This is a genomic window from Citrobacter sp. RHBSTW-00524, from assembly GCF_013747755.1.
Lineage (GTDB): Bacteria > Pseudomonadota > Gammaproteobacteria > Enterobacterales > Enterobacteriaceae > Citrobacter > Citrobacter braakii.
The window spans coordinates 956,839-976,651 of sequence record NZ_CP056421.1; the positions used below are offsets into that span (position 1 = coordinate 956,839).

The following is a 19,813-nucleotide window of genomic DNA, read 5'->3' on the forward strand; positions in this document are numbered from 1 at the left end:
AAGCATTCACATTATATGCTTTATTAAGTCAGAATGATTAACAGAGGGTGTGAAATGCCAGAGTCGACGCTTAGTTGCGCGATATGATTTGGCATCCGGTTTCTGGCTGCTATGATAAAGCGTCTGAAAATGTTGCGAGGTATTGTTTTGAGTGCAGGACGCCTGAAGAAAAATGGCCTGAGTATCGCGATGCTGCTGTGTGTCGGTCTGCTGTTAGCAGGCTGTTCCGGGAGCAAGTCGTCTGATACAGGAAGTTATTCCGGCTCCGTGTATACCGTGAAGCGGGGAGATACGCTATACCGTATTTCGCGCGCCACCGGGACCAGCGTAAAAGAGCTTGCACGCCTGAATAATATCTCGCCGCCCTATACCATTGAAGTGGGGCAAAAGCTGAAGGTCAGCGGCGGCGCAAAAACCAGTTCAGGCTCTGGCAAAACAACTAAGAAATCCTCAACCAAAACGGCGGCGGTCAGACCATCTTCGTCCGTACCGCAGTCCTCCTGGCCACCGGTCGGACAGCGTTGCTGGCAGTGGCCTGCCAGCGGTAAAGTGATTCTGCCTTATTCAACCGCGGACGGCGGCAATAAAGGCATTGATATCTCAGCTGCGCGCGGTACGCCGATTTATGCCGCCGGAGCCGGGAAGGTGGTTTATGTCGGTAATCAGCTACGGGGTTACGGTAATCTCATTATGATTAAGCACAGTGAGGACTACATCACTGCGTATGCGCATAATGACACCATGTTGGTGAACAACGGTCAAAACGTGAAAGCCGGGCAGAAGATCGCGACGATGGGCAGCTCGGATGCGACCACGGTGCGGCTGCATTTCCAGATCCGCTATCGGGCGACGGCTATCGATCCGCTGCGTTATTTGCCACCAAAGGGCAGTAAGCCAAAATGCTGACGGTGAATTAATCGCCAGTCAGTCAGTTAGTCCCTTGCCAAGAAGAGCGTAAGGTTTATAATCCCTTACGCACTCCAATGCGGGCGTAGTTCAATGGTAGAACGAGAGCTTCCCAAGCTCTATACGAGGGTTCGATTCCCTTCGCCCGCTCCACGACTTACTTCTCACTGACTCTCCTGATTCAATTATCCTTCGTAATCTCAATGTGTTTCTTTGTTTAACGGTCAGACAGACTCAATGCACGACTATGCAGGCTAAAGCGATTGTGGGAGACGATAGGCCCCCCCTGGCGGGAGATACCTCATATGAAACTAACTATCCACAGGGGCCAAAGAGAAATCTTTGACGCTCTCGGATAGTAGAGCTTTGTATATGCTGGTTAATCCTTACAATTCGCGATACTGGTGTCTTAAATATCGCATTTCTCCCGTGGTACAAAAAATCAACTATCAATCAATTGAATTTATTTAAGAAATTTTAAGGAGTATGTTTGATTGTCTGTCTGAAAATATATCAACGCTAATATAGGTCACGTAGTTAATTGTTAGATTATAATTCAATAGTTATCTTTTTTGAACACGATATAAGATTGGTCATTCTTCATAAATAAGTAATGTATTCTTTTTGTAGGTCAATTTTCTCTAATCGGTAGTAACAGGTTTTAAATGGTTTAGACTTGGTAGGATCTTACCTGGATAAACATGGTGGACATCTATTTTGTTAAAAATATCTTCAGTAGTTTTATCATTAGTAATACCTTCTTAAGGTGACTAGTTTTGTTCTCATTATCCGGTCACGAAATTATGTAGATACACAAAAATATACGAGTTAGTTTAGTACTTTGTACCATTTTGAATGCTTGCTATGCCGGGGGGCTCGTTAGCCTTGTGTATATTCTGTCATTGTTGTTGAAAAATATAGCAAATATAGTTAGATAGACTTCAGTTGTACTGATTAAAATCTCACACGGTATAGCTACGAATTTAAAGGTAGATATATGGGTGACAATTCAGTCAGGCTACCTTTAACCACAGTATGTATGCTGGTAATTTGTAAGAAAATGTTTCATTGTGTTTTGGGAATTTTCTCATTTTGAATAAAAGATGAAAGTGCGGTTTCACAGGTGGTGCTAATAATACAACCAATAATCGTATTGAAATGCCGGTATCCATTAGTAATTCAAATCTAAGAATGAGTGATTGATAGCTTTTAGCTATGAATGGCGAGGGGTTGATATCACATCCTTGTTGTGTAAAAGTTCATCTCATGTATTTAGCAATATTAATAAAATCAATTACTCGATTGTTAGGTATTTTTTAGAGGGTCGGTGTGCTTAAAAGTACACACTTACCTTTCCATGGATGAAATAGAGTTTTTTGAGGTTATGGAGGCTTCATGAAGTATCAACATTTCTGGCCACCTAATGATATTTACTTTGGGGGTGGTGTCGCTAGTGTTATTGATGAAATGTCACTGATTACAAACGAAAGAAATTATTTATTCGTGAATCTTAATCAATATAGCTTACGTAGCACCTTGGTTTTTTTCTCACGGAATAAAAATATCAATAAAATCATAATCATCATTTCCAGCTCACGGTTGATGCCTTTGGCTCTTTTTTGGCTGGATAATATCAAAAATGTTATTGCTGTTTTCGATACCTCAACATCTGTGTCGGAGATGATTAAGAAAATAAGCCTATATCGACGAAATGGTGACAAGATAACGGCAGGGCGAAGGGAATGTAACTTTAAGATTAGCAACAAAGATATCATGAAGATGAAGTACTTCTTAACCGAAAGCGGTATGGAGGAGCTTCAGGATAGATTTATGAACTCGCCGTCAACATTGTATCGTTGGAGAAAAGAGATTGCCCTTAAATTTGGCGTGCGAGACCCTCGATATCTTCTATTGCCAGAATAAAATGCTATGCGTTTTCTCATTAAGAATTACAATTAAAGATCCGATCTTTAATTGTTGTTTTAGAACGGATACTGCATACGACTTCCATTTAACTAAAATTAGGAAATATAAAATTTCTAGCCTTGCTTAGACTAGAAACTGTCGTGATTTCGATAAGAATAGATACGCTGGCTAAGAACGTCAGGGGCGGTAGCGTTCCAGAAAACATCTGGGATTTATTTAAAGTTAATAATTATTAAATAAGGGACTTATCAGTAATGATCAGCAAAGATGATGTAAAAATTGCCATTATTGGACTCGGGTATGTTGGCTTACCATTGGCTGCTGAATTTGGGAAAATTCGTCAGGTGGTTGGTTTTGATGTTAATCATAAACGTATACTCGAGCTAAAAGAAGGGATCGATGTCAATCTCGAAACCACAGAAGAAGAGCTACGTGATGCTCGCCATCTGACGTTTACCTCATCAATTGATGAAATCAGAGAATGCAATTTTTACATCATTACCGTCCCGACGCCGATCAACGATTATAAGCAACCAGATCTCACCCCTTTGATTATGGCAAGTGAAACTGTTGGCAAAGTACTGAGGCCGGGGGATATCGTGGTGTATGAATCTACGGTATATCCAGGGTGTACTGAAGAAGAATGCGTGCCGATCCTTGAGCGTATGTCAGCGATGACATTTAACAAAGACTTCTTTGTCGGATATAGCCCAGAGCGCATCAATCCCGGCGATAAAAAATATCGTCTGACAACTATCAAGAAAATTACCTCAGGTTCAACTGCAGAAACGGCCTGTCTGGTTGATGAGATCTATCGACAGATCATCACGGCAGGAACGTACAAAACGGAAAGCATTAAGATCGCGGAAGCGGCAAAGGTGATTGAAAATACCCAACGCGATCTCAATATCGCGCTGGTAAATGAATTGGCGATTATCTTTAACCGATTAGAGATTGACACTGAAGCCGTGCTGCGAGCAGCGGGAAGTAAATGGAACTTCCTGCCATTCCGTCCGGGACTGGTTGGTGGTCACTGCATTGGCGTCGATCCCTATTATCTGACTCATAAATCTCAGGGCATCGGTTACTATCCGGAAATTATCCTCGCGGGTCGTCGACTGAACGATAATATGGGTAACTATGTTTCGGGACAGTTGATCAAAGCCATGATCAAAAAAGGAATTAATGTTGAGGGTTCTAACGTTCTGATTCTGGGGTTCACCTTTAAAGAAAACTGCCCGGATATCAGGAATACCCGCATTATCGATGTTGTAAAAGAGTTGGGCAATTACAGCTGTAATGTTGATATTTTTGACCCTTGGGTGGATGCTGAGGAAGTCGAAGAGGAATATGGGATTATACCTGTATCGGAAATCAAGGCGGCTTCTTATGATGCCATTATTGTTGCCGTTGGCCATGAGCAGTTTAAGAAGATGGGGAGTACTGATATTCGTGGCTTTGGAAAAGATAAACATGTGCTTTATGATTTGAAGTATATCCTTTCGCCTGAGCAGTCAGATGTGAGGTTATAATCATGACAGCCTATGATGAATTAAGAATACAACTCGTTCTTGAACCAAAACGTTGGCTTATTACTGGCGTAGCAGGTTTTATCGGCTCTGGATTATTAGAAGAACTACTCTATTTAAATCAAACAGTAATTGGGTTGGATAACTTTTCAACTGGCTATCAACATAATTTAGAGGATGTGCGTGCCGCTGTCAGTGAAGAACAATGGTCGCGGTTTACCTTTGTTCATGGGGATATCCGGTCGTTTGCCGATTGTCAGGCTGTTTGTAAGAATGTCGATTACGTTTTACATCAGGCCGCTCTGGGAAGCGTACCACGTTCCTTGCAGGATCCTATCACGACAAATAGCGCTAACATTGATGGTTTTTTAAATATGTTGACGGCGGCGAGAGATGCACATGTATCTGGTTTCACCTATGCCGCAAGCAGTAGTACTTATGGTGACCATCCCGACTTACCTAAAATTGAGGAACGGATCGGCCGGCCATTAAGCCCGTATGCGGTTACAAAATACGTCAATGAATTGTACGCCGAGGTGTTTGCTCGCAGCTATGATTTTAACGCTATTGGCCTACGCTACTTTAATGTATTTGGCCGTCGCCAAAACCCTAACGGAGCATACTCTGCAGTCATTCCTCGCTGGATACTATCGCTTCTTAAAGATGAACCAATTTATATCAATGGCGATGGTTCAACAAGCCGGGATTTTTGCTATATAGAAAATGTGATTCAGGCCAATTTATTATCAGCAACGACTAATGATTTAGCCTCAAAAAATAAAGTCTATAATGTGGCTGTTGGAGACAGAACTTCGCTAAATGAGCTTTATTATCTCATCCGCGATGGGTTGAATTTATGGCGGGACGAACAAATTAGTGCTGAACCAATTTATAAAGATTTTCGTGACGGTGACGTTAAGCATAGTCAGGCAGATATTACCAGAATAAAAACATTTCTTTCATATGAGCCTGAGTTTGATATCAAAGAAGGACTTAAGCAGACTCTAAAATGGTATATCGATAAAAAGACTGCTTTGTATTCCTGAGTAAAACTACTCACTTTCCTTTCACGTGGATGAATTTAATGAAATCGTCAGGGATGTTTACGCTTACAGCCATTGGTAGTTGCCGTATTGTGAGTCCGGTAAAACGAGCTCAGCCTTATTTTAATTTCAAGGCTAATTTTAAAAGGATATATGGTTTTACGCATACGAGCAGCGAGGCATTACAGCAGGTTCGTTTTATTTTAGGCTTGATAGATATTCCTGAAAAGGTCCGGCCTTTTATTTTTAGACCTGCCGTAAATTATTCAAATACCGACGTTCATAGTCGTTCTGATTTCTATATCGTTGAGATTTCAAGTCAGAAGAAGATTATGGCCTATGGGTTCTGCTTACAAATAAATTATTTAACTCGTCATTTCTATGAGTTTTTTAGCCAAACAGAGCGGGCGCGTGTGTACTGGTCGCTGGCCACGCAAGGAAATCAACACAAACTGCTGGCCTATCTCAAAGACGATCCCTGTTTTGCCGGAATGTCGGAAGACGATCGTGCCTTATTAAGCAATATCAATGTTGAGCAGATGGATGAGCATGCTATCGAACAGGACATGATGGAAATCGTTCAGCTTCTTGGTCGCGATCGCGTTATGTTTATGACCCATGTTGATGCCGTGACTCGTGCTGGAACCGTCATTCAGTCCCGCAGTCGATTGATTAAAAATGTCGAGACCATCGCCACCAGGATGGATATTCCCTGCGTTAATCCGACAAATTTGATGGAAAAGTGGGGACAGAAAAGAGCCCTGGAAAAAAATGGCGACGATCTTACTCATTATACCGACATGTTTGGTGACGCGATCGTTGCGGCTATTTTTAAGGGAGTGATCAATAATACTAATCATCATCTTGATGAGGGGCGACAAGAGAAACAGGACCAAATACGTGAGATTACCCTATCGATCACTAAGCTGCTTGCCGATGGCGACATTATTACTGCATCACAGCAACTTTTTGCCGCATTAAGAAATCAGCAGCAAGAGCCTGTTCTAATCCAACTTCGGTCCGTAATCTTCAGCCGTTTAGGTTATTATGAACAGGCTTATCAGGATATTAGTGATGTTGAGAAAATTATCGGTACGACGGACAGTACATTACGTTGTCGGCTGAGGTCTCTACATGGATTAGCGCGTTGGCGGGAAGCCTTATCGACGGCCGAGATGATGCTTTCCAATGAAATTGAAGATGAAGAAGTCCTTACCGTTGCCGCCGGCTCAGCCGATGCTTTACATCTGTTTGATAAGTCATATCAATACTGGAAACGTGTACTGTTATTAAATCCTGAAACCCAAAGCGGATGGGTTAATTTCCTGAGCAGCACGCAATATTTCAATGATGGCAACGCATTCTCCGAAGCTTTCCATGCCGGCATTCAATCGCAGCGCCTAAATGATGCGTTTATGGAAACAGCGTTATCTTTGGCAATCAAATTCAGTGATGAATTGATTTTCATGAATGCGCTCGAGCAGCTACTCCGCCATGAGTCAGAATTTGCGCTGACGGTATTGTCGACGATTCATGATACCGGTCTCGTTATCCGCACAGCTTTCTGCATCAAGAATATGAGCTATCATCAGGCGCTTAGCACCTCGTATAAAGATAAACTCCACGACGTTTTTGAGGCATGGAACAATACTGCGCTGTCGCTACATTCGGTTGATGATTTTGTCTCACTGAGTACTTCGCTGGTCTACAGCTACTCTGCATTTATGGTTTATCCCCATGCACGTATTTCTCGCTTTAATAATGAAGTTAAAATGGCATGGCGCGAGAAATTAAGAGAAATGTATGAGCGTGAGGATTATGAAAATATCCTGGCAGGGGCGAAAATAGTGTGGCCACTTCTGGAGTTCGACCCCGTTAGCACCGTATATTGTGCAAGAACGCTGGTGAATCTTGGTGCCTGGAAAGACGCGTGCACGTTGGCCCATATGACCTTGATTCGTAATTCGAATATTACCAGCCTGCAGTCGATTATGTTACGCAGTATACGTCATATTAACGACATTCCGTTCCTCATTGATTTGATTGCTAACGTCATGAGCATTTCTCCATCATTCCAGAATGCCTCGATGAACGAGCTGTTTGAGAAAGAGTGTCGCAATGTTGCAACCAGAGCCCTTAAATATGTACGCCAGAAGAAAACTGAAGGGCGTCTGGATGAAGCATTGTCTGTATTGATTAGCCTGAAACGAATTGATCCTGATGTTTCTCGCCTGATGCGTGAATATAAGCAAATTATCAGATTATTTAATGAGTCACTGAAGGATGGCGGTAGCACTATCGCGTCTTATGAACATCTAGATTATGCGAAAAAATTACTCGTTTTTGATAGCGAAAATGCCTATGCCTTGAAATATGCCGCATTAAACGCAATGCATTTACGCGACTACACCCAGGCTTTGCAGTATTGGCAGCGACTGGAGAAAGTGAATGGGCCAACGGAGCCGGTGACAAGGCAGATCTCGACCTGCATTACCGCATTACAAAAAAATACATCAGGGAAGTCGTAATGATTACGCAGGAAGAAAAGTTAGCTGCGCTAGGGAAAACGCTTTTAACATTGAAACAAGAGAAGAAGCTTGCGCAAGCTGTTGCGTTAATTGACAGCGAATTACCGGCTGAGGCTTTAACTTCATTAGCGATGCTAAAAAAAGCAGAATTTCTTCATGATTTCAATGAAACGGCGCGTGCATACGCGCTCTACGAAACGCTGATTGCACAAAACAATGATGAAGCACGTTATGAGTATGCGCGTCGTTTATATAATACGGGGCTAGCCAAAGATGCGCAGCTAATTCTTAAAAAGGTTAGCACCGGCGTGCAGAAAAAATATAACAATTATTTAGGCAAAATAAATAAGATCTGCGATTTGCTTGAACGCCTTGAAGGGGAAGCGATCCCTGTGGGAACCAACACCCGTATTATTGCAATGAAGCATGCCATCTTGTTCTATCGAAATCGTCAGCCGCGGCAGCTTCCCGTCGGATCTTTTGGTCGCCTTGCGCTCTGTACAGGCTCGCTAGGTAGCGGCGGTGCAGAGCGTCAGATTTCCAGGCTGGCTATTGAGATCGCCAGAAAATATCGGCAACAGGGGAAAATTGGCGGCCTGAAAGTAGAAGAGCCGGTAGAGCTCATTATTCGCTCCCTGGCACCGGAACTCAGGCAAGACTTTTTCCTGAAAGAAGTGCTGGAAGAACAGGTCGAGGTGCTTGAAATCGCGAAGATTACCGGAAACTTCTTTGACGATACGACAATAGAATCTCCGGAGTTGCGCTTATTGCTCTCTCATCTGCCGCCGGTGTGTAACTACGGTATCAAGCATCTGGTCCCCCACTTATGCGAGCGCAAGCTGGATTATCTCTCCGTTTGGCAGGATGGCGCTTGTCTGATGATTGCGCTTGCAGCGCTGATTGCTGGCGTGCCCAGAATTCAACTGGGATTACGTGGCTTACCGCCGGTGGTGAGAAAGCGTCTGTTCAAGCCGGAATATGAGCCTCTCTACCAGGCGCTGGCGGTCGTGCCTGGCGTTGATTTTATGAGTAACAACCATTGTGTGACCCGCCATTATGCCGACTGGCTAAAGTTGGAGGCGAAGCACTTCCAGGTTGTATATAACGGCGTCTTACCGCCATCTACCGAACCCTCTTCTGAGGTGCCACATAAAATCTGGCAGCAGTTTACGCAAAAAACACAGGATGCGGACACGACTATTGGTGGCGTTTTCCGCTTTGTAGGCGATAAGAACCCTTTTGCATGGATTGATTTTGCAGCACGCTATTTACAGCACCACCCCGCCACACGCTTTGTGCTGGTAGGCGATGGTGATTTGCGCGCTGAAGCGCAGAAACGCGCCGAACAGTTGGGGATTCTGGAGAGAATACTATTCGTTGGCGTCTCGCGTGACGTGGGGTATTGGCTGCAAAAAATGGACGTATTCATTTTGTTTTCGCGTTATGAAGGGCTACCCAATGTGCTCATTGAAGCACAAATGGTCGGGGTGCCGGTGATTTCAACCCCTGCAGGTGGATCGGCAGAATGCTTTATTGAGGGTGTTTCGGGTTTCATTCTTGATGATGCACAGACGGTCAATCTTGACCAGGCTTGCCGCTATGCAGAACAGTTGGTCAATTTATGGCGCAGCAGAACCGGTATTTGCCAACAGACGCAGTCATTTTTACAAGAACGCTTCACCGTGGAACATATGGTGGGAACGTTTGTACAAACCATTGCCTCTCAGCCTCGTTAATTAATGGGCAGCATTTTTTCAGCTATTTCATTTATAAAATAAGTTATGAAAAAAATTATTATATTATTAACGACGTTTTTTCTGCTTTCGGGATGCACTATTCCCAGGGCGGTATTTAAATCCAGCCTGATTAATCAGGACGATCCTCATTATCATCTGGTCGAAGTCACGCCGACATTAAAACTGAGTGATGCCGATACTGTGCCGAAAACTATTGTCGATCCGGTCTTTGCCGAAAATAATTGGCACTGGACATCTTTGGCTAAAGGCGATGTGCTGCATATCACTATTTTATCCTCGGGCGGGGCGGGGTATTTATCCAATAACGCGAACGGCGACCGGGCGGATTTTGAAAATATTCTTGTGACTGACGGTAATATCGTTCAGGTGCCTTATGCCGGGATCATTCCGGTTACCGGGCTGGATGTGACACAACTGGCTGAAGAGATCAGAAAGCGACTTTCGCGCGTTGTCCTGAATCCTCAGGTGCTGGTGACGCTTACCGCCCGCACCGGAGCTATGGTGACGGTCGAGGGCAGCGGGAAAACGGGTCGCTACCCTCTCGAACAGAGTATGAATCGTCTTAGTCATTTTTTGGCAACGGCGGCGGCAGTAGAAAATACCAGCGCAGATATGATGGAAGTTCACGTGACGCGCCAGCAGCATTATTTCAATGCGCGACTGTCAGATATTTATCAGTATCCCGGGTTGGATATTGTCTTACAGCCGGATGACCGTATCACTCTGCGTCAAGTGACCGAGTATGTTAATGTGCTCGGCGCGGCGGGTGTTCAGGGAAAACATGCTCTGGTTCAGCGTCATTCCAGCGTAGTGGATGCTTTGGCGCTGGCGAAAGGATTAAACGACAATCTTGCCGATCCGCAGGCGGTTTTTCTGTACAAGCATGACGAAGCGGAGCAAGCGAAACAGCAGATGCGTAAGCTGAATATCTATCATGTCGATATGAGCCAACCTGACTCGGTGTTTTTAGCACAGGCCATGCGGGTGGAAGACGGCGATGTTATCTATATCTCGAACGCCTCCTTGACTGATTTCGCTAAGGTGAAAGCCGCATTCGATAGCTTTTTGATCCGCGGCTCTAATTCTTTCTAACGCGCCATATGAATATTTTGAAAAATAATACTTATTATTTTATGAAACTCATTACCGTCTGTGAGTTAATCATTTTGTTAATGTCACGCGATATCAAAACACGCTATAACGGTAATTTGCTAAACTATATGATGGTGCTGGCCGTACCATTGGTATGGATAACCATTACCGTTATTTCTTTTCAATATTTAAATCGCACCGTGCCAATATTCACTGACGATATCAGCTTTGTTATTGCAGGTATATTACCGTATCTGTTATTTCGTTATACCATTACCGCAACCATGCGCACCCGTTCATTCTTTACATCGTTGGCGGTTGTCTCGCAGGTTAAGAAAAGACATGTGATTTTTGCTCTTGCCGCAGTCGAATTTGTTAATGCGGTTATCATTTATATTATTGTTTCATTAATTAACTTTCTTATCTTCTCCCGTTGGGAAGCCCAGAAACCGATCCTGATTTTTGAAGGGATGGTTATCGCATGGCTTCTGGGATTATCGTTTGGTTACTTTTGTGACGCACTGTCTGAACGGTTTCCGCTGGTCTACAAAGCCGTTCCTGTAGTGCTAAGACCGATGTTTTTGATTTCAGCTGTCTTTTATACGGCGAATGAATTGCCCTATTCATTATTAAGCATATTCAGCTGGAACCCTCTACTTCATGCTAATGAGATAGTCAGAGAAGGAATGTTTGAGGGGTATAACTCCTTGTACCTTGAGCCTCTTTACCCTCTGGCATTTTCCGCTACGTTATTCCTCGCGGGCATCATTTTTCACCTGATTTGTGACACTGAAAATCACTGACTTTAGCTTCAGGAGAGACGCGTTCGTGTTCGGTTTATTAGGTTGTACACGCTATTTTGAGTCTGATAAGGGCCCGCGGGTGGTCCTTGATAAAACAGATTTTATCATGGATTACCATGAGCATATCGGTATTCTGGCGGCCCCTGGTTCAGGCAAAACGACGCTAACCCGATTGCTGTGCGGTATAGATGCTCCTGATGAAGGGGATTTTATTGGGCTACGGGGTGATGCGCTCCCACTGGGGGCAAATGCTTTTGTTCTGCCGGGGTTAACCGGCGAAGAGAATGCGCGCATGATGGCCAGTCTTTATGGCCTGGATGGCGATGAGTTTTCACATTTCTGCTATCAATTGACCCAGCTTGAACAGCGCTATACCGACAGGGTGAGTGAATATTCTGTCACGATGAAAGCGCATCTGGCATTTGCCATTAATTTACTGCTTCCCTGCCGCCTTTATATTGCCGATGACAAGCTGTACACCGGGGATAATGCCACACAGTTGCGTATGCAGGCGGCACTAGCTTATGAGCTGCAACAGAAAGGGTTGATTGTGCTAACGCGCAACCCTCGGCTTATTAAAGAACACTGTCATGCGTTTGGCGTACTGCTGCATGGAAAAATTACGATGTGTGAAGATTTAGCACAGGCATCTGCGCTTTTTGAACAATATCAGTCAAATCAGGCGACGATTCAAACTGATGATTATTCCTTTGATATATAATTAGAAAATATACGGATAGAGTGTGGAAAATTCAGAACGTATTAAAAAATGGAAAGAGGAAAGGGCGAAGGTAGCAGAAGAAAGCCGAGCCTCGCGACTACAACAAAAAGAGGATGAACGCGCCCTTCGCCAGACGGAAAAAACGGCCGATGCGAAAAGTCATCATCGCCCAGACGCCGGGTGGTCCGCGACGGATGCTGATTCCGTCCGTAGAGCGTCATTGGTTATTAAAGAGCGGCGTGTTCAGCAAGCCAAACAATCGCTACGTCGGCTCTTTCTTTATATTGCTTTGCCGCTGCTGGTTATTATGCTTATGTCGTGGCTATTAACTTCGCGTTTTTATAGCGCGGATGCCACCTTTATTGTGCAAACTGATGCCAGCCAGGATAATTTTTCTGGAACAGCTTTCTTTGGTGCAGGCAATGAGATGTCGGAGGGCTTTCAGGTTCGCGAGTTTATACTTTCGAAAGAAATGATGGAGCGGATGGAAAAAGAGCTCGGTTTTTTATCTTATTTCGCGCAAGACGATATCGCATTATTTTCCCGCTACCTCGCACCGCTGGGTATTAATGATGATCCTTATCGTTACTATTTATCGAAAGTCTCGGTTGCTGTCGATATTCAACAGGGCATGCTGCGTTTAAACGTCAAGGCGCGGAGTGCGAAACAGGCTGAGTTTTTTGCCCAGCGCATTCTGGCTTTTGCTGAACAGCACGTTAATACCGTTTCAGCGCGGATGCAGCAGGAACGGATTTTATGGCTGGAAAACGATGTTAAATCGGCCCAGGAAAATCTGGGGGCCGCTCGGCTTGAATTGCTAAAAATACAGCATATACAGAAAGATATTGAACCGCAGGAAACCGTGACCGCGATTTATCAATTAATTGCTGGCTTTGAAACGCAGTTGGCGGAGGCGAAAGCGGAATACGCGCAATTAATGGCTAATGGTTTGGATCAGAACCCCCTTATTCCTCGCCTGTCGGCCAAAATCAAGGTCCTGGAAAAGCAGATCGGCGAACAACGTAACCGCCTGTCAAATAAGTTAGGGTCGCAAGGTTCTTCAGAAAGTCTGTCCCTGTTTGAAGATCTTCGCCTGCAGAGTGAGATCGCCAAAACACGCTGGGAATCTGCCTTGCAGACCTTACAGCAAGGGAAGCTTCAAGCGCTACGTGAGAGACGGTATTTGCTGATCATTTCTCAACCGATGGTGGTGTCTGACACCACTCGCTATGCCGATGGAACAAAGTGGTTACTGTTCTTCGTGTTGCTGGGCATCGCGTACCTGGTGACTTCTCTCCTGATAACCATCAGGCGGATGCGTGAATAAGGCGGAGTAAGGAAATACGATGAGCTTGCACTCTACATGTAAAAAAATATCGCCAACCACCCTGCTCAAACAAGAGGATTGGGAGGGGCTATGTCACTATTTCGGTCAGCATCCCGAAAAAGTACGAGATAGTGCTGGAAATGAGCAAAACATTCTTCTCTTCGCTATCGCGTGTTTGCGTAAAGATGAAACAGATGCCGCGCTGACTTTGTTGTCAGACCGTGTGCTGACGGCAAAGAATAGCCGTGATTTATTGCGACGCTGGATTATTTCGCCGCTGGCATCACATCATCGGGACGCTGTACTACAGGTGGTTAACAAACTGCTGGCGGTGAATGTGTGCCAGCCGGAGGATGTCCTGCTGGTCGCAAGCGTGCTGCTTAAGAGTAAACAATATGCGACTGTTGCTGACTTAGCCGAGCGGGCATGGCTCGCTTTTTCGGGCAATAGCAAAATTTTTGCTCTCCATCTGCGCAGCCTGACGCTGGTGGATAAAGAGTTACAGGCAATCTCGTTGGCCAGAACACAGGCGCAGGAAGTTCCCCCGCGGGGAGATATGATTGAGACCTGCCTCCGTTTCTTAAATAAAAGCCGCCTACCAGAAGATCATGACCTGGCCCGCGCATTGCTCCCTTTCTTCGCGTTAGAAAGCCAGGAGTCGGCGGGGCTGGCGGTTGATACGCTGTGCGCTGTCGGTAAATATCAGGAAGCCATTCAGACTGGGGAGTCCGCATTAGGCCGTGGGTTGGATGGTGCGGCGCTGCGTCGTAGCCTGGGGCTTGCCTACTATCAATCCGACCGCAGCCGGGAAGCGAAGCTTCAAGCCGCTGAGCATTGGCGTCATGCCCTGGATTTTAACCCTGATAATTTACGGATCGTGACCCTGTATGCCGATGCCTTAATCAGAACGGGTCAGAATGAGAAAGCCATTCCGTTACTGCAGCAGTCGCTCGCGACTCATCCTGATCTTCCTTATGTCAGAGCCATGTATGCCCGAGCACTGCGCCAGGTTGGGCAATACGCTGCTGCCAGCGATGAGTTTGTACAACTGGCAAGGGAAAAAGGGGCGACCAGTAAATGGAACCGTTATGCCGCGGCGGCGTTGTTACAGGCGGGGAAAACAAGCGAAGCGGAAAGCGTCTTTGAGCACTATATTCAGGCCAGAGCAAGCCATCTGCCTCAGTCATTCGAAGAGGGGCTGCTGGCGCTTGATGGGCAAATATCTGCCGTTAATCTACCGCCTGAGCGCCTTGACTGGGCATGGGAAGTTGCCGGCAGACAGTCCGGTATCGAGCGCGATGAATGGGAACGCCGGGCGAAGTGGGGGTATCTTGCCGATAATTATCTCCTCGACTGGCTTGAATGCCGTGGAGAGCAGGCCGACGAACCGATGTATCGGTTGGCCGATATATCGCATGTCGAGCAGTTTTTCCAACGGCTGCAGCTCGATAAGCGTGGTTGCATTGTTGTATCGGCTCATATGGGCGCAATGTATGCCGGGCCGATGATCCTCTCCTTGCTGGAAATGAACAGCAAATGGGTGGCTTCCACGCCTGGCGTGCTCAAAGGGGGCTACGGTGAGCGGTTGATTTCGGTTAGTGACAAAAGCGAAGCGGACGTGGTCAGAGCCTGCATACAGACCTTGCATAGTGGGCAGTCGCTTGTTGTGGCGATCGACGGCGCGCTGAATTTGAGCGCGCCGACTATCGACTTTTTCGGCCAGCAGATTACCTACTCCACCTTTTGCTCTCGACTTGCCTGGAAAATGCACTTACCCACCGTATTTGGTGTTCCGGTGTGGCGAGACGGGCGCATCCATTTTGTTTTGGAGAAAATGGTCGATCCGCAGAGGTTCGAAAGCCAGTCTTCTTTTATTGAGCGCTGGAAAGACAATTACCTGAAATGTGTAACCCAAATCCTGAATAGCGGGCCTGAAAATCTGAGACTGTCGGGGGGGATTTGGCGAAATATCACGCGCAGGGATGAAACATCTTCGGGCTGAAAAGACGTTTGCCCCGTGATGCCTTTGGCGCACCAGGCGGGGCCGCCCGCTAAGTAAAACTGAGTTATTCGATTTAGAAAGCATCCGTTCATTAACGTTCGGGTGCTTTTTTCGTTCTAACGAGCTGAAAAACGGAGAATTATATAATAGCTACGTTATACCTGATTGTGGTTCTGTTTGTCTGAGGGTTACCAGAAGACAGTATCCTGAAGTCATCCCTTAGCGATGTTAAATAGCGGCATCGAAATCCGCTGGTAGCGTACTGTTACCTGTGCCCAGGCTGCGTTGCATTAATACCGTATCAAGCCAGAGCCCATGCTTGAATCCAATGTTCGTCAGCGTGCCTATTTTCGTAAATCCGGCCTGCTGATGGACTTTCAGCGATCCCTGATTATTGCTGTCGCCGACGATAGCGATCAACTGCCGATAACCCTGCGTTTCAGCCCACTCAATTACATGGCGTAGCAACGCTTTTCCCACCCCCTGACGCTGTGCCGTCGGGTCAATATAAATCGAATCTTCGAGGGTATAGCGATAGGCATAACGCTCGCGGTAGCGGGTGAGATAGCAATACCCGATGACCTTATCTTCTTGCAATGCGACAACCCACGGCAGTCCCAGACTGCGGATTTTTTCCAGACGATCCTGCATCTCGCGGGTATCCGGCGGGTCAGTTTCAAAGCTGCCGGTACCGTGATTAACATGATGGGCGTAGATATCGCGTATGGCGGGGATGTGTTTTTTTTCAGCGTTAACGATTTTCATTGACCAGCTCCCATTGGCATCTTTGTCCAAATTACCTCAAAGGCTGGAGAGAAGGTAAGTGCAAAAAATTATGCGTCTATACCCGTCATTCTTTAAGCTGCATGTGCGTTGGCTACGCTAGCTCGCCTCAGTCACATAGTTCGCTATGCTCCTGGGGATTTACTCACTTGCCGCCTTCATGTAACTCGAATTATTTAGGGTATATAAATTATTTTCAATGTAAATAAGCTTTCAAATTGTAAGGGTAAAGTGAGTGTGGTTGATACTGTCAATAATACGCAAGAGTGGTAAATATTTTAGCGAGTCGAGCAATGCACAATTCTTCGCGCACGTATTATGGCGGATACCAAAATACCAATTTTGGTAGATTTCAATGATAGGTTAAGAAGTCATTTGATTTTATTGAGTTTTTACTGTACTTAGTTCTGCTTATGACTGTACCTTTAATTTCATTTTATCGACCCTGTTCGAAACTTAAAATTAGGTTATATTATTTACATTGTTATCTTTGTTGTTATCAGGGGCATTATTATCAGAACTTTCTCTATCCGCACACAATAGTTACCATGCAAACAGTTGCGCGGTGTAGCTATGCCAACCAGCAATAGTTATCATCGTCACAAGGTTTCGTCATGCAAACTTAATCTAAATCCAGAATTCAATCCCAAGAGTATTAGGATTATTTAGTCTAAAATACTTTTTTGTCTAAGAGTTTTCGTATCGCATAGCCACGAACTACGCTGAGTGATAAAATTTTCGAGTTTACGCCTGCTTTCCCACGATTAGAGGGCGAGGCGCGGGTAGTCAATAAGACGAAAGAGTTAATTGCTTCATAACCCTATTGCAAAATAAGCGGCAGTGCATCTTACATGGTCGGGTATCGTTAGTAACCGACTGTAATATATTGAAAACGCTTATTTTTACTCTGATGTAAGTTATAAGGGCAGATATGTTAAGTATGCGTCGACATGCCAACTTCATTAAACGTTTTAAGTCTTTAAGCTGTTTATTTACGGCAAGCGTTCTTTTCCCTATGCAAATCTCTGCAGCGACATCAGATTATGACGCTTTGGTTATTGAAGCGCGGGGTGGTAATAGTGCACCGTTATTGCGTTATCTAGAGGATCAGGGAAAGCAAAGCGCGCTAACGCCAAATCAGGTTGCCGACTGGCTGCAAGTTTCCAGTTGGGTTGATAACAACGATAAAGCCACTATTGAAATCTGGCGGCGCTATCGTGGGCAGATGGATGTGCCTGCACGCGGCAAAGTCGCCGCTGCACGTGCGTACCGTAACCAGAAAAACTGGAATGATTCATTGGCGGTATGGGAAAGCGTTTTACAGGAAGAGCCTGACAACGTTGACGTACGCACCGGCTGGATAATGACGTTGGCAGATGCTCGCTACAATCAGCAAGCCCTTACTGAAGCGAATAAATGGGCACAGGCACATCCGGGGGCTGACTCCGATGCGCTACTTGCCTACGTATATCATTCTCAGGGAAAAAACTGGGACGCGCTGTTGGTTGCCAGCCAGGCGGATGACGTTGATCCTGGCAACAAAAATGCAAAATCTACGCTGCTGTCTGCTCTGTCAGCAAACCGTGTTTCCGGGCCCGCCTTAAATATGGCGGAGGTAGTGCCTACGGCAGATCCTGTGAAGCGCCGCCTTGAGCTTGATGCGGCCGCCGAAATGGTACGTTCCTCCTATACGTCCGCACGTAATGAAGAAGAGCGGTTTATCGTGGCGGATAAAGCGCTGGCCCGTTATGACCAGTTGCTGGCTGCCTGGAAGGATGAGCCGTCCGCGCAGAATGATGTCCGTCGGGCGAGAATTGACCGCATGGGGGCTTTGCTGGTTCGTAAGCGAACGTCTGAAGTGATTAAGGAATACGAATCGCTTTCTGCGAGCGGCGAAGTGCCAAACTACGCAAAACGCTGGGTAGCATCGGCATGGTTAAGCGAACGCCAGCCAGAAAAAACCGAAGCGATGCTGATGAGCATCTACTACCCGAATGGACCGATTCCCGTTACGCCGCTTGGTCCTGAGGATCAACAGGATCTGTTCTACGCGCATATCGATAATGAAAACTTTGATGCCGCTAAAAAACAGGCCGAGAACCTAATCAAAGAGAGTCCGTACCTGCGACGCATCTATGGTTCGCCAACGCCGCAGCCTAACGATAACTGGCTGCTCGGACAGTCGATGCTGACGCAATATTATATTGCTGCCAATGAACTACCTGAGGCTGAAAAGCTCGCAGAGCATCTGGCGCGAACAGGTTCAGGTAACCAGGGGCTGCGCATATCTTATGCCTCCGTTCTTGAAGCACGTGGCTTGCCGCATGCGGCGGAGAAAGAGCTGAAGCTGGCGGAAGTGATTGAGCCAAGTAACCTGGAACTGGAGCGTCAGCAGGCTTATGTTGCGTTGGATCTCCAGGAATGGAGGCAGGCCGATGAACTGACGGATGACGTCATCGCCCGTAGCCCGGATGATGAAGCGACGCTGCGCCTCGCGCGTATTCGTGATGTCCACAAAATGTCGGAAGTGCGCATTAGCGGCACACAAGGGATCTCGTCCGATAGCCCGGTCAGCGGTAAGAATGACTTCAATATCAATACTGCCATTTACAGTCCGCCAATTAACGACAACTGGCGATTGTTTACTGGATTCAACTTTGCTACTGGCGAATTTGAGGAAGGTAAAGGCATCAGCCGCGATCTGGCGGCGGGGGCGGAATGGACTTCCCGCGACTACTGGGCAGAAATGGAAGTCTCTGGCCGAAATTATGGCGATGGTCAGAAAATTGGCGGTCGTCTTTCCGGCTGGCATGACTTCAATGACAACTGGCGCGTAGGCGGTTCGGCCGAGCGCTTGTCGCGTAATACGCCACTGCGCGCGCTGCGTAGCGGCGTGTATGCCAACGGCGGCGATATGTTTGTTCGCTGGTATCAAAACGAACGACGTGAATATCAACTGTCGTTTGCCGCATCACATTTCTCAGATGGTAACGATCGCATCGAATACGGACTCAGCGGAAAAGAGCGCATGTGGACAACGCCGCGCTTCACCCTGGACTTTACCCCGGGCATCGGCGGGAGCACCAACACCAAAGAGAATGTGCCGTATTACAACCCGAAGAGTGATTTTTCCGTGGTACCGGGTCTGAGCGCGGAGCAGGTTCTTTACCGCCATTATGACACCGTGTGGACGCAGCAAGGTCTGGCTGGCGTAGGTGGCTATTGGCAGCAAGGCCAGGACGCTGGTGCCATCGTTCAGGTGGGATACGGACAACGGCTCAAATGGAACAACGTCGTAGATGGCGGGGTGATGCTGATTTGGGATAAACGCCCCTACGACGGTAAACGTGAGCGGAATATCTCCCTCGCTTTCGATTTAAATGTCAGGTTTTAAGG

General features: G+C 46.2%; 13 protein-coding genes and 1 tRNA gene. 13 read left to right on the top strand and 1 reads right to left on the bottom strand.

The window, feature by feature from the left end; all coding sequences use genetic code 11:
* Positions 1–147: 147 nt before the first annotated feature.
* The 12 genes from actS (at position 148) to vexE (ending at position 15,634) form a co-directional block, all read left to right on the top strand.
* Positions 148–906, top strand: coding sequence for an amidase activator ActS (actS, locus tag HV229_RS04715; RefSeq protein ID WP_181546979.1), 759 nt, complete (start codon positions 148–150; stop codon positions 904–906).
* 79 nt (positions 907–985) lie between these two features.
* Positions 986–1,059, top strand: a tRNA-Gly gene (locus HV229_RS04720).
* A gap of 1,242 nt (positions 1,060–2,301) precedes the next feature.
* Positions 2,302–2,829 carry a Vi polysaccharide biosynthesis protein TviA gene (locus HV229_RS04725; protein WP_046274927.1) on the top strand — a complete coding sequence of 176 codons (528 nt, stop codon included), beginning with the start codon at positions 2,302–2,304 and terminating at the stop codon, positions 2,827–2,829.
* A 257-nt stretch (positions 2,830–3,086) separates the two neighbouring features.
* Positions 3,087–4,364, top strand: coding sequence for a Vi polysaccharide biosynthesis UDP-N-acetylglucosamine C-6 dehydrogenase TviB (gene tviB / locus HV229_RS04730; protein ID WP_016157409.1), 1,278 nt, complete (start codon positions 3,087–3,089; stop codon positions 4,362–4,364).
* Between the two features lie 2 nt (positions 4,365–4,366).
* Positions 4,367–5,407: a Vi polysaccharide biosynthesis UDP-N-acetylglucosaminuronic acid C-4 epimerase TviC gene (gene tviC / locus HV229_RS04735; protein ID WP_047357818.1), complete on the top strand. Its 1,041-nt coding sequence runs from the start codon at positions 4,367–4,369 to the stop codon at positions 5,405–5,407.
* Positions 5,408–5,436: 29 nt separating this feature from the next.
* Positions 5,437–7,932, top strand: a complete 2,496-nt coding sequence (tviD, locus tag HV229_RS04740; protein WP_181546980.1) for a Vi polysaccharide biosynthesis protein TviD — start codon at positions 5,437–5,439, stop codon at positions 7,930–7,932.
* Positions 7,932–9,668, top strand: coding sequence for a Vi polysaccharide biosynthesis glycosyltransferase TviE (gene tviE, locus HV229_RS04745; RefSeq protein WP_016154314.1), 1,737 nt, complete (start codon positions 7,932–7,934; stop codon positions 9,666–9,668). Before tviD ends, tviE begins: the two co-directional genes overlap by 1 nt.
* 45 nt (positions 9,669–9,713) lie before the next feature.
* Entirely contained in the window at positions 9,714–10,781 is a 1,068-nt protein-coding gene (gene vexA / locus HV229_RS04750; protein ID WP_181546983.1) for a Vi polysaccharide ABC transporter protein VexA, read from the top strand.
* Between the two features lie 8 nt (positions 10,782–10,789).
* On the top strand, positions 10,790–11,584 hold the full coding sequence (gene vexB / locus HV229_RS04755) for a Vi polysaccharide ABC transporter inner membrane protein VexB (RefSeq protein ID WP_016154312.1): 795 nt from the start codon (positions 10,790–10,792) through the stop codon (positions 11,582–11,584).
* A gap of 25 nt (positions 11,585–11,609) precedes the next feature.
* A complete protein-coding gene (gene vexC, locus HV229_RS04760) occupies positions 11,610–12,305 on the top strand; it encodes a Vi polysaccharide ABC transporter ATP-binding protein VexC (protein WP_046276114.1) in 696 nt (231 codons plus the stop codon).
* A gap of 22 nt (positions 12,306–12,327) precedes the next feature.
* On the top strand, positions 12,328–13,632 hold the full coding sequence (vexD, locus tag HV229_RS04765; RefSeq protein WP_149330253.1) for a Vi polysaccharide ABC transporter inner membrane protein VexD: 1,305 nt from the start codon (positions 12,328–12,330) through the stop codon (positions 13,630–13,632).
* A gap of 19 nt (positions 13,633–13,651) precedes the next feature.
* Positions 13,652–15,634 (top strand): Vi polysaccharide transport protein VexE, encoded by a 1,983-nt coding sequence (vexE, locus tag HV229_RS04770; protein WP_181546985.1) that lies wholly within the window; start codon positions 13,652–13,654, stop codon positions 15,632–15,634.
* A gap of 228 nt (positions 15,635–15,862) precedes the next feature.
* Here the strand turns inward: vexE and HV229_RS04775 are convergent, their stop codons facing one another.
* Positions 15,863–16,399, bottom strand: a complete 537-nt coding sequence (locus tag HV229_RS04775) for a GNAT family N-acetyltransferase (protein WP_016157400.1) — start codon at positions 16,397–16,399, stop codon at positions 15,863–15,865.
* 949 nt (positions 16,400–17,348) lie between these two features.
* On the opposite strand from HV229_RS04775, the gene pgaA reads away from it, so the two are divergent.
* Complete coding sequence (pgaA, locus tag HV229_RS04780) at positions 17,349–19,811, top strand: poly-beta-1,6 N-acetyl-D-glucosamine export porin PgaA (protein ID WP_047357811.1); 2,463 nt, start codon at positions 17,349–17,351, stop codon at positions 19,809–19,811.
* Positions 19,812–19,813: the final 2 nt, after the last annotated feature.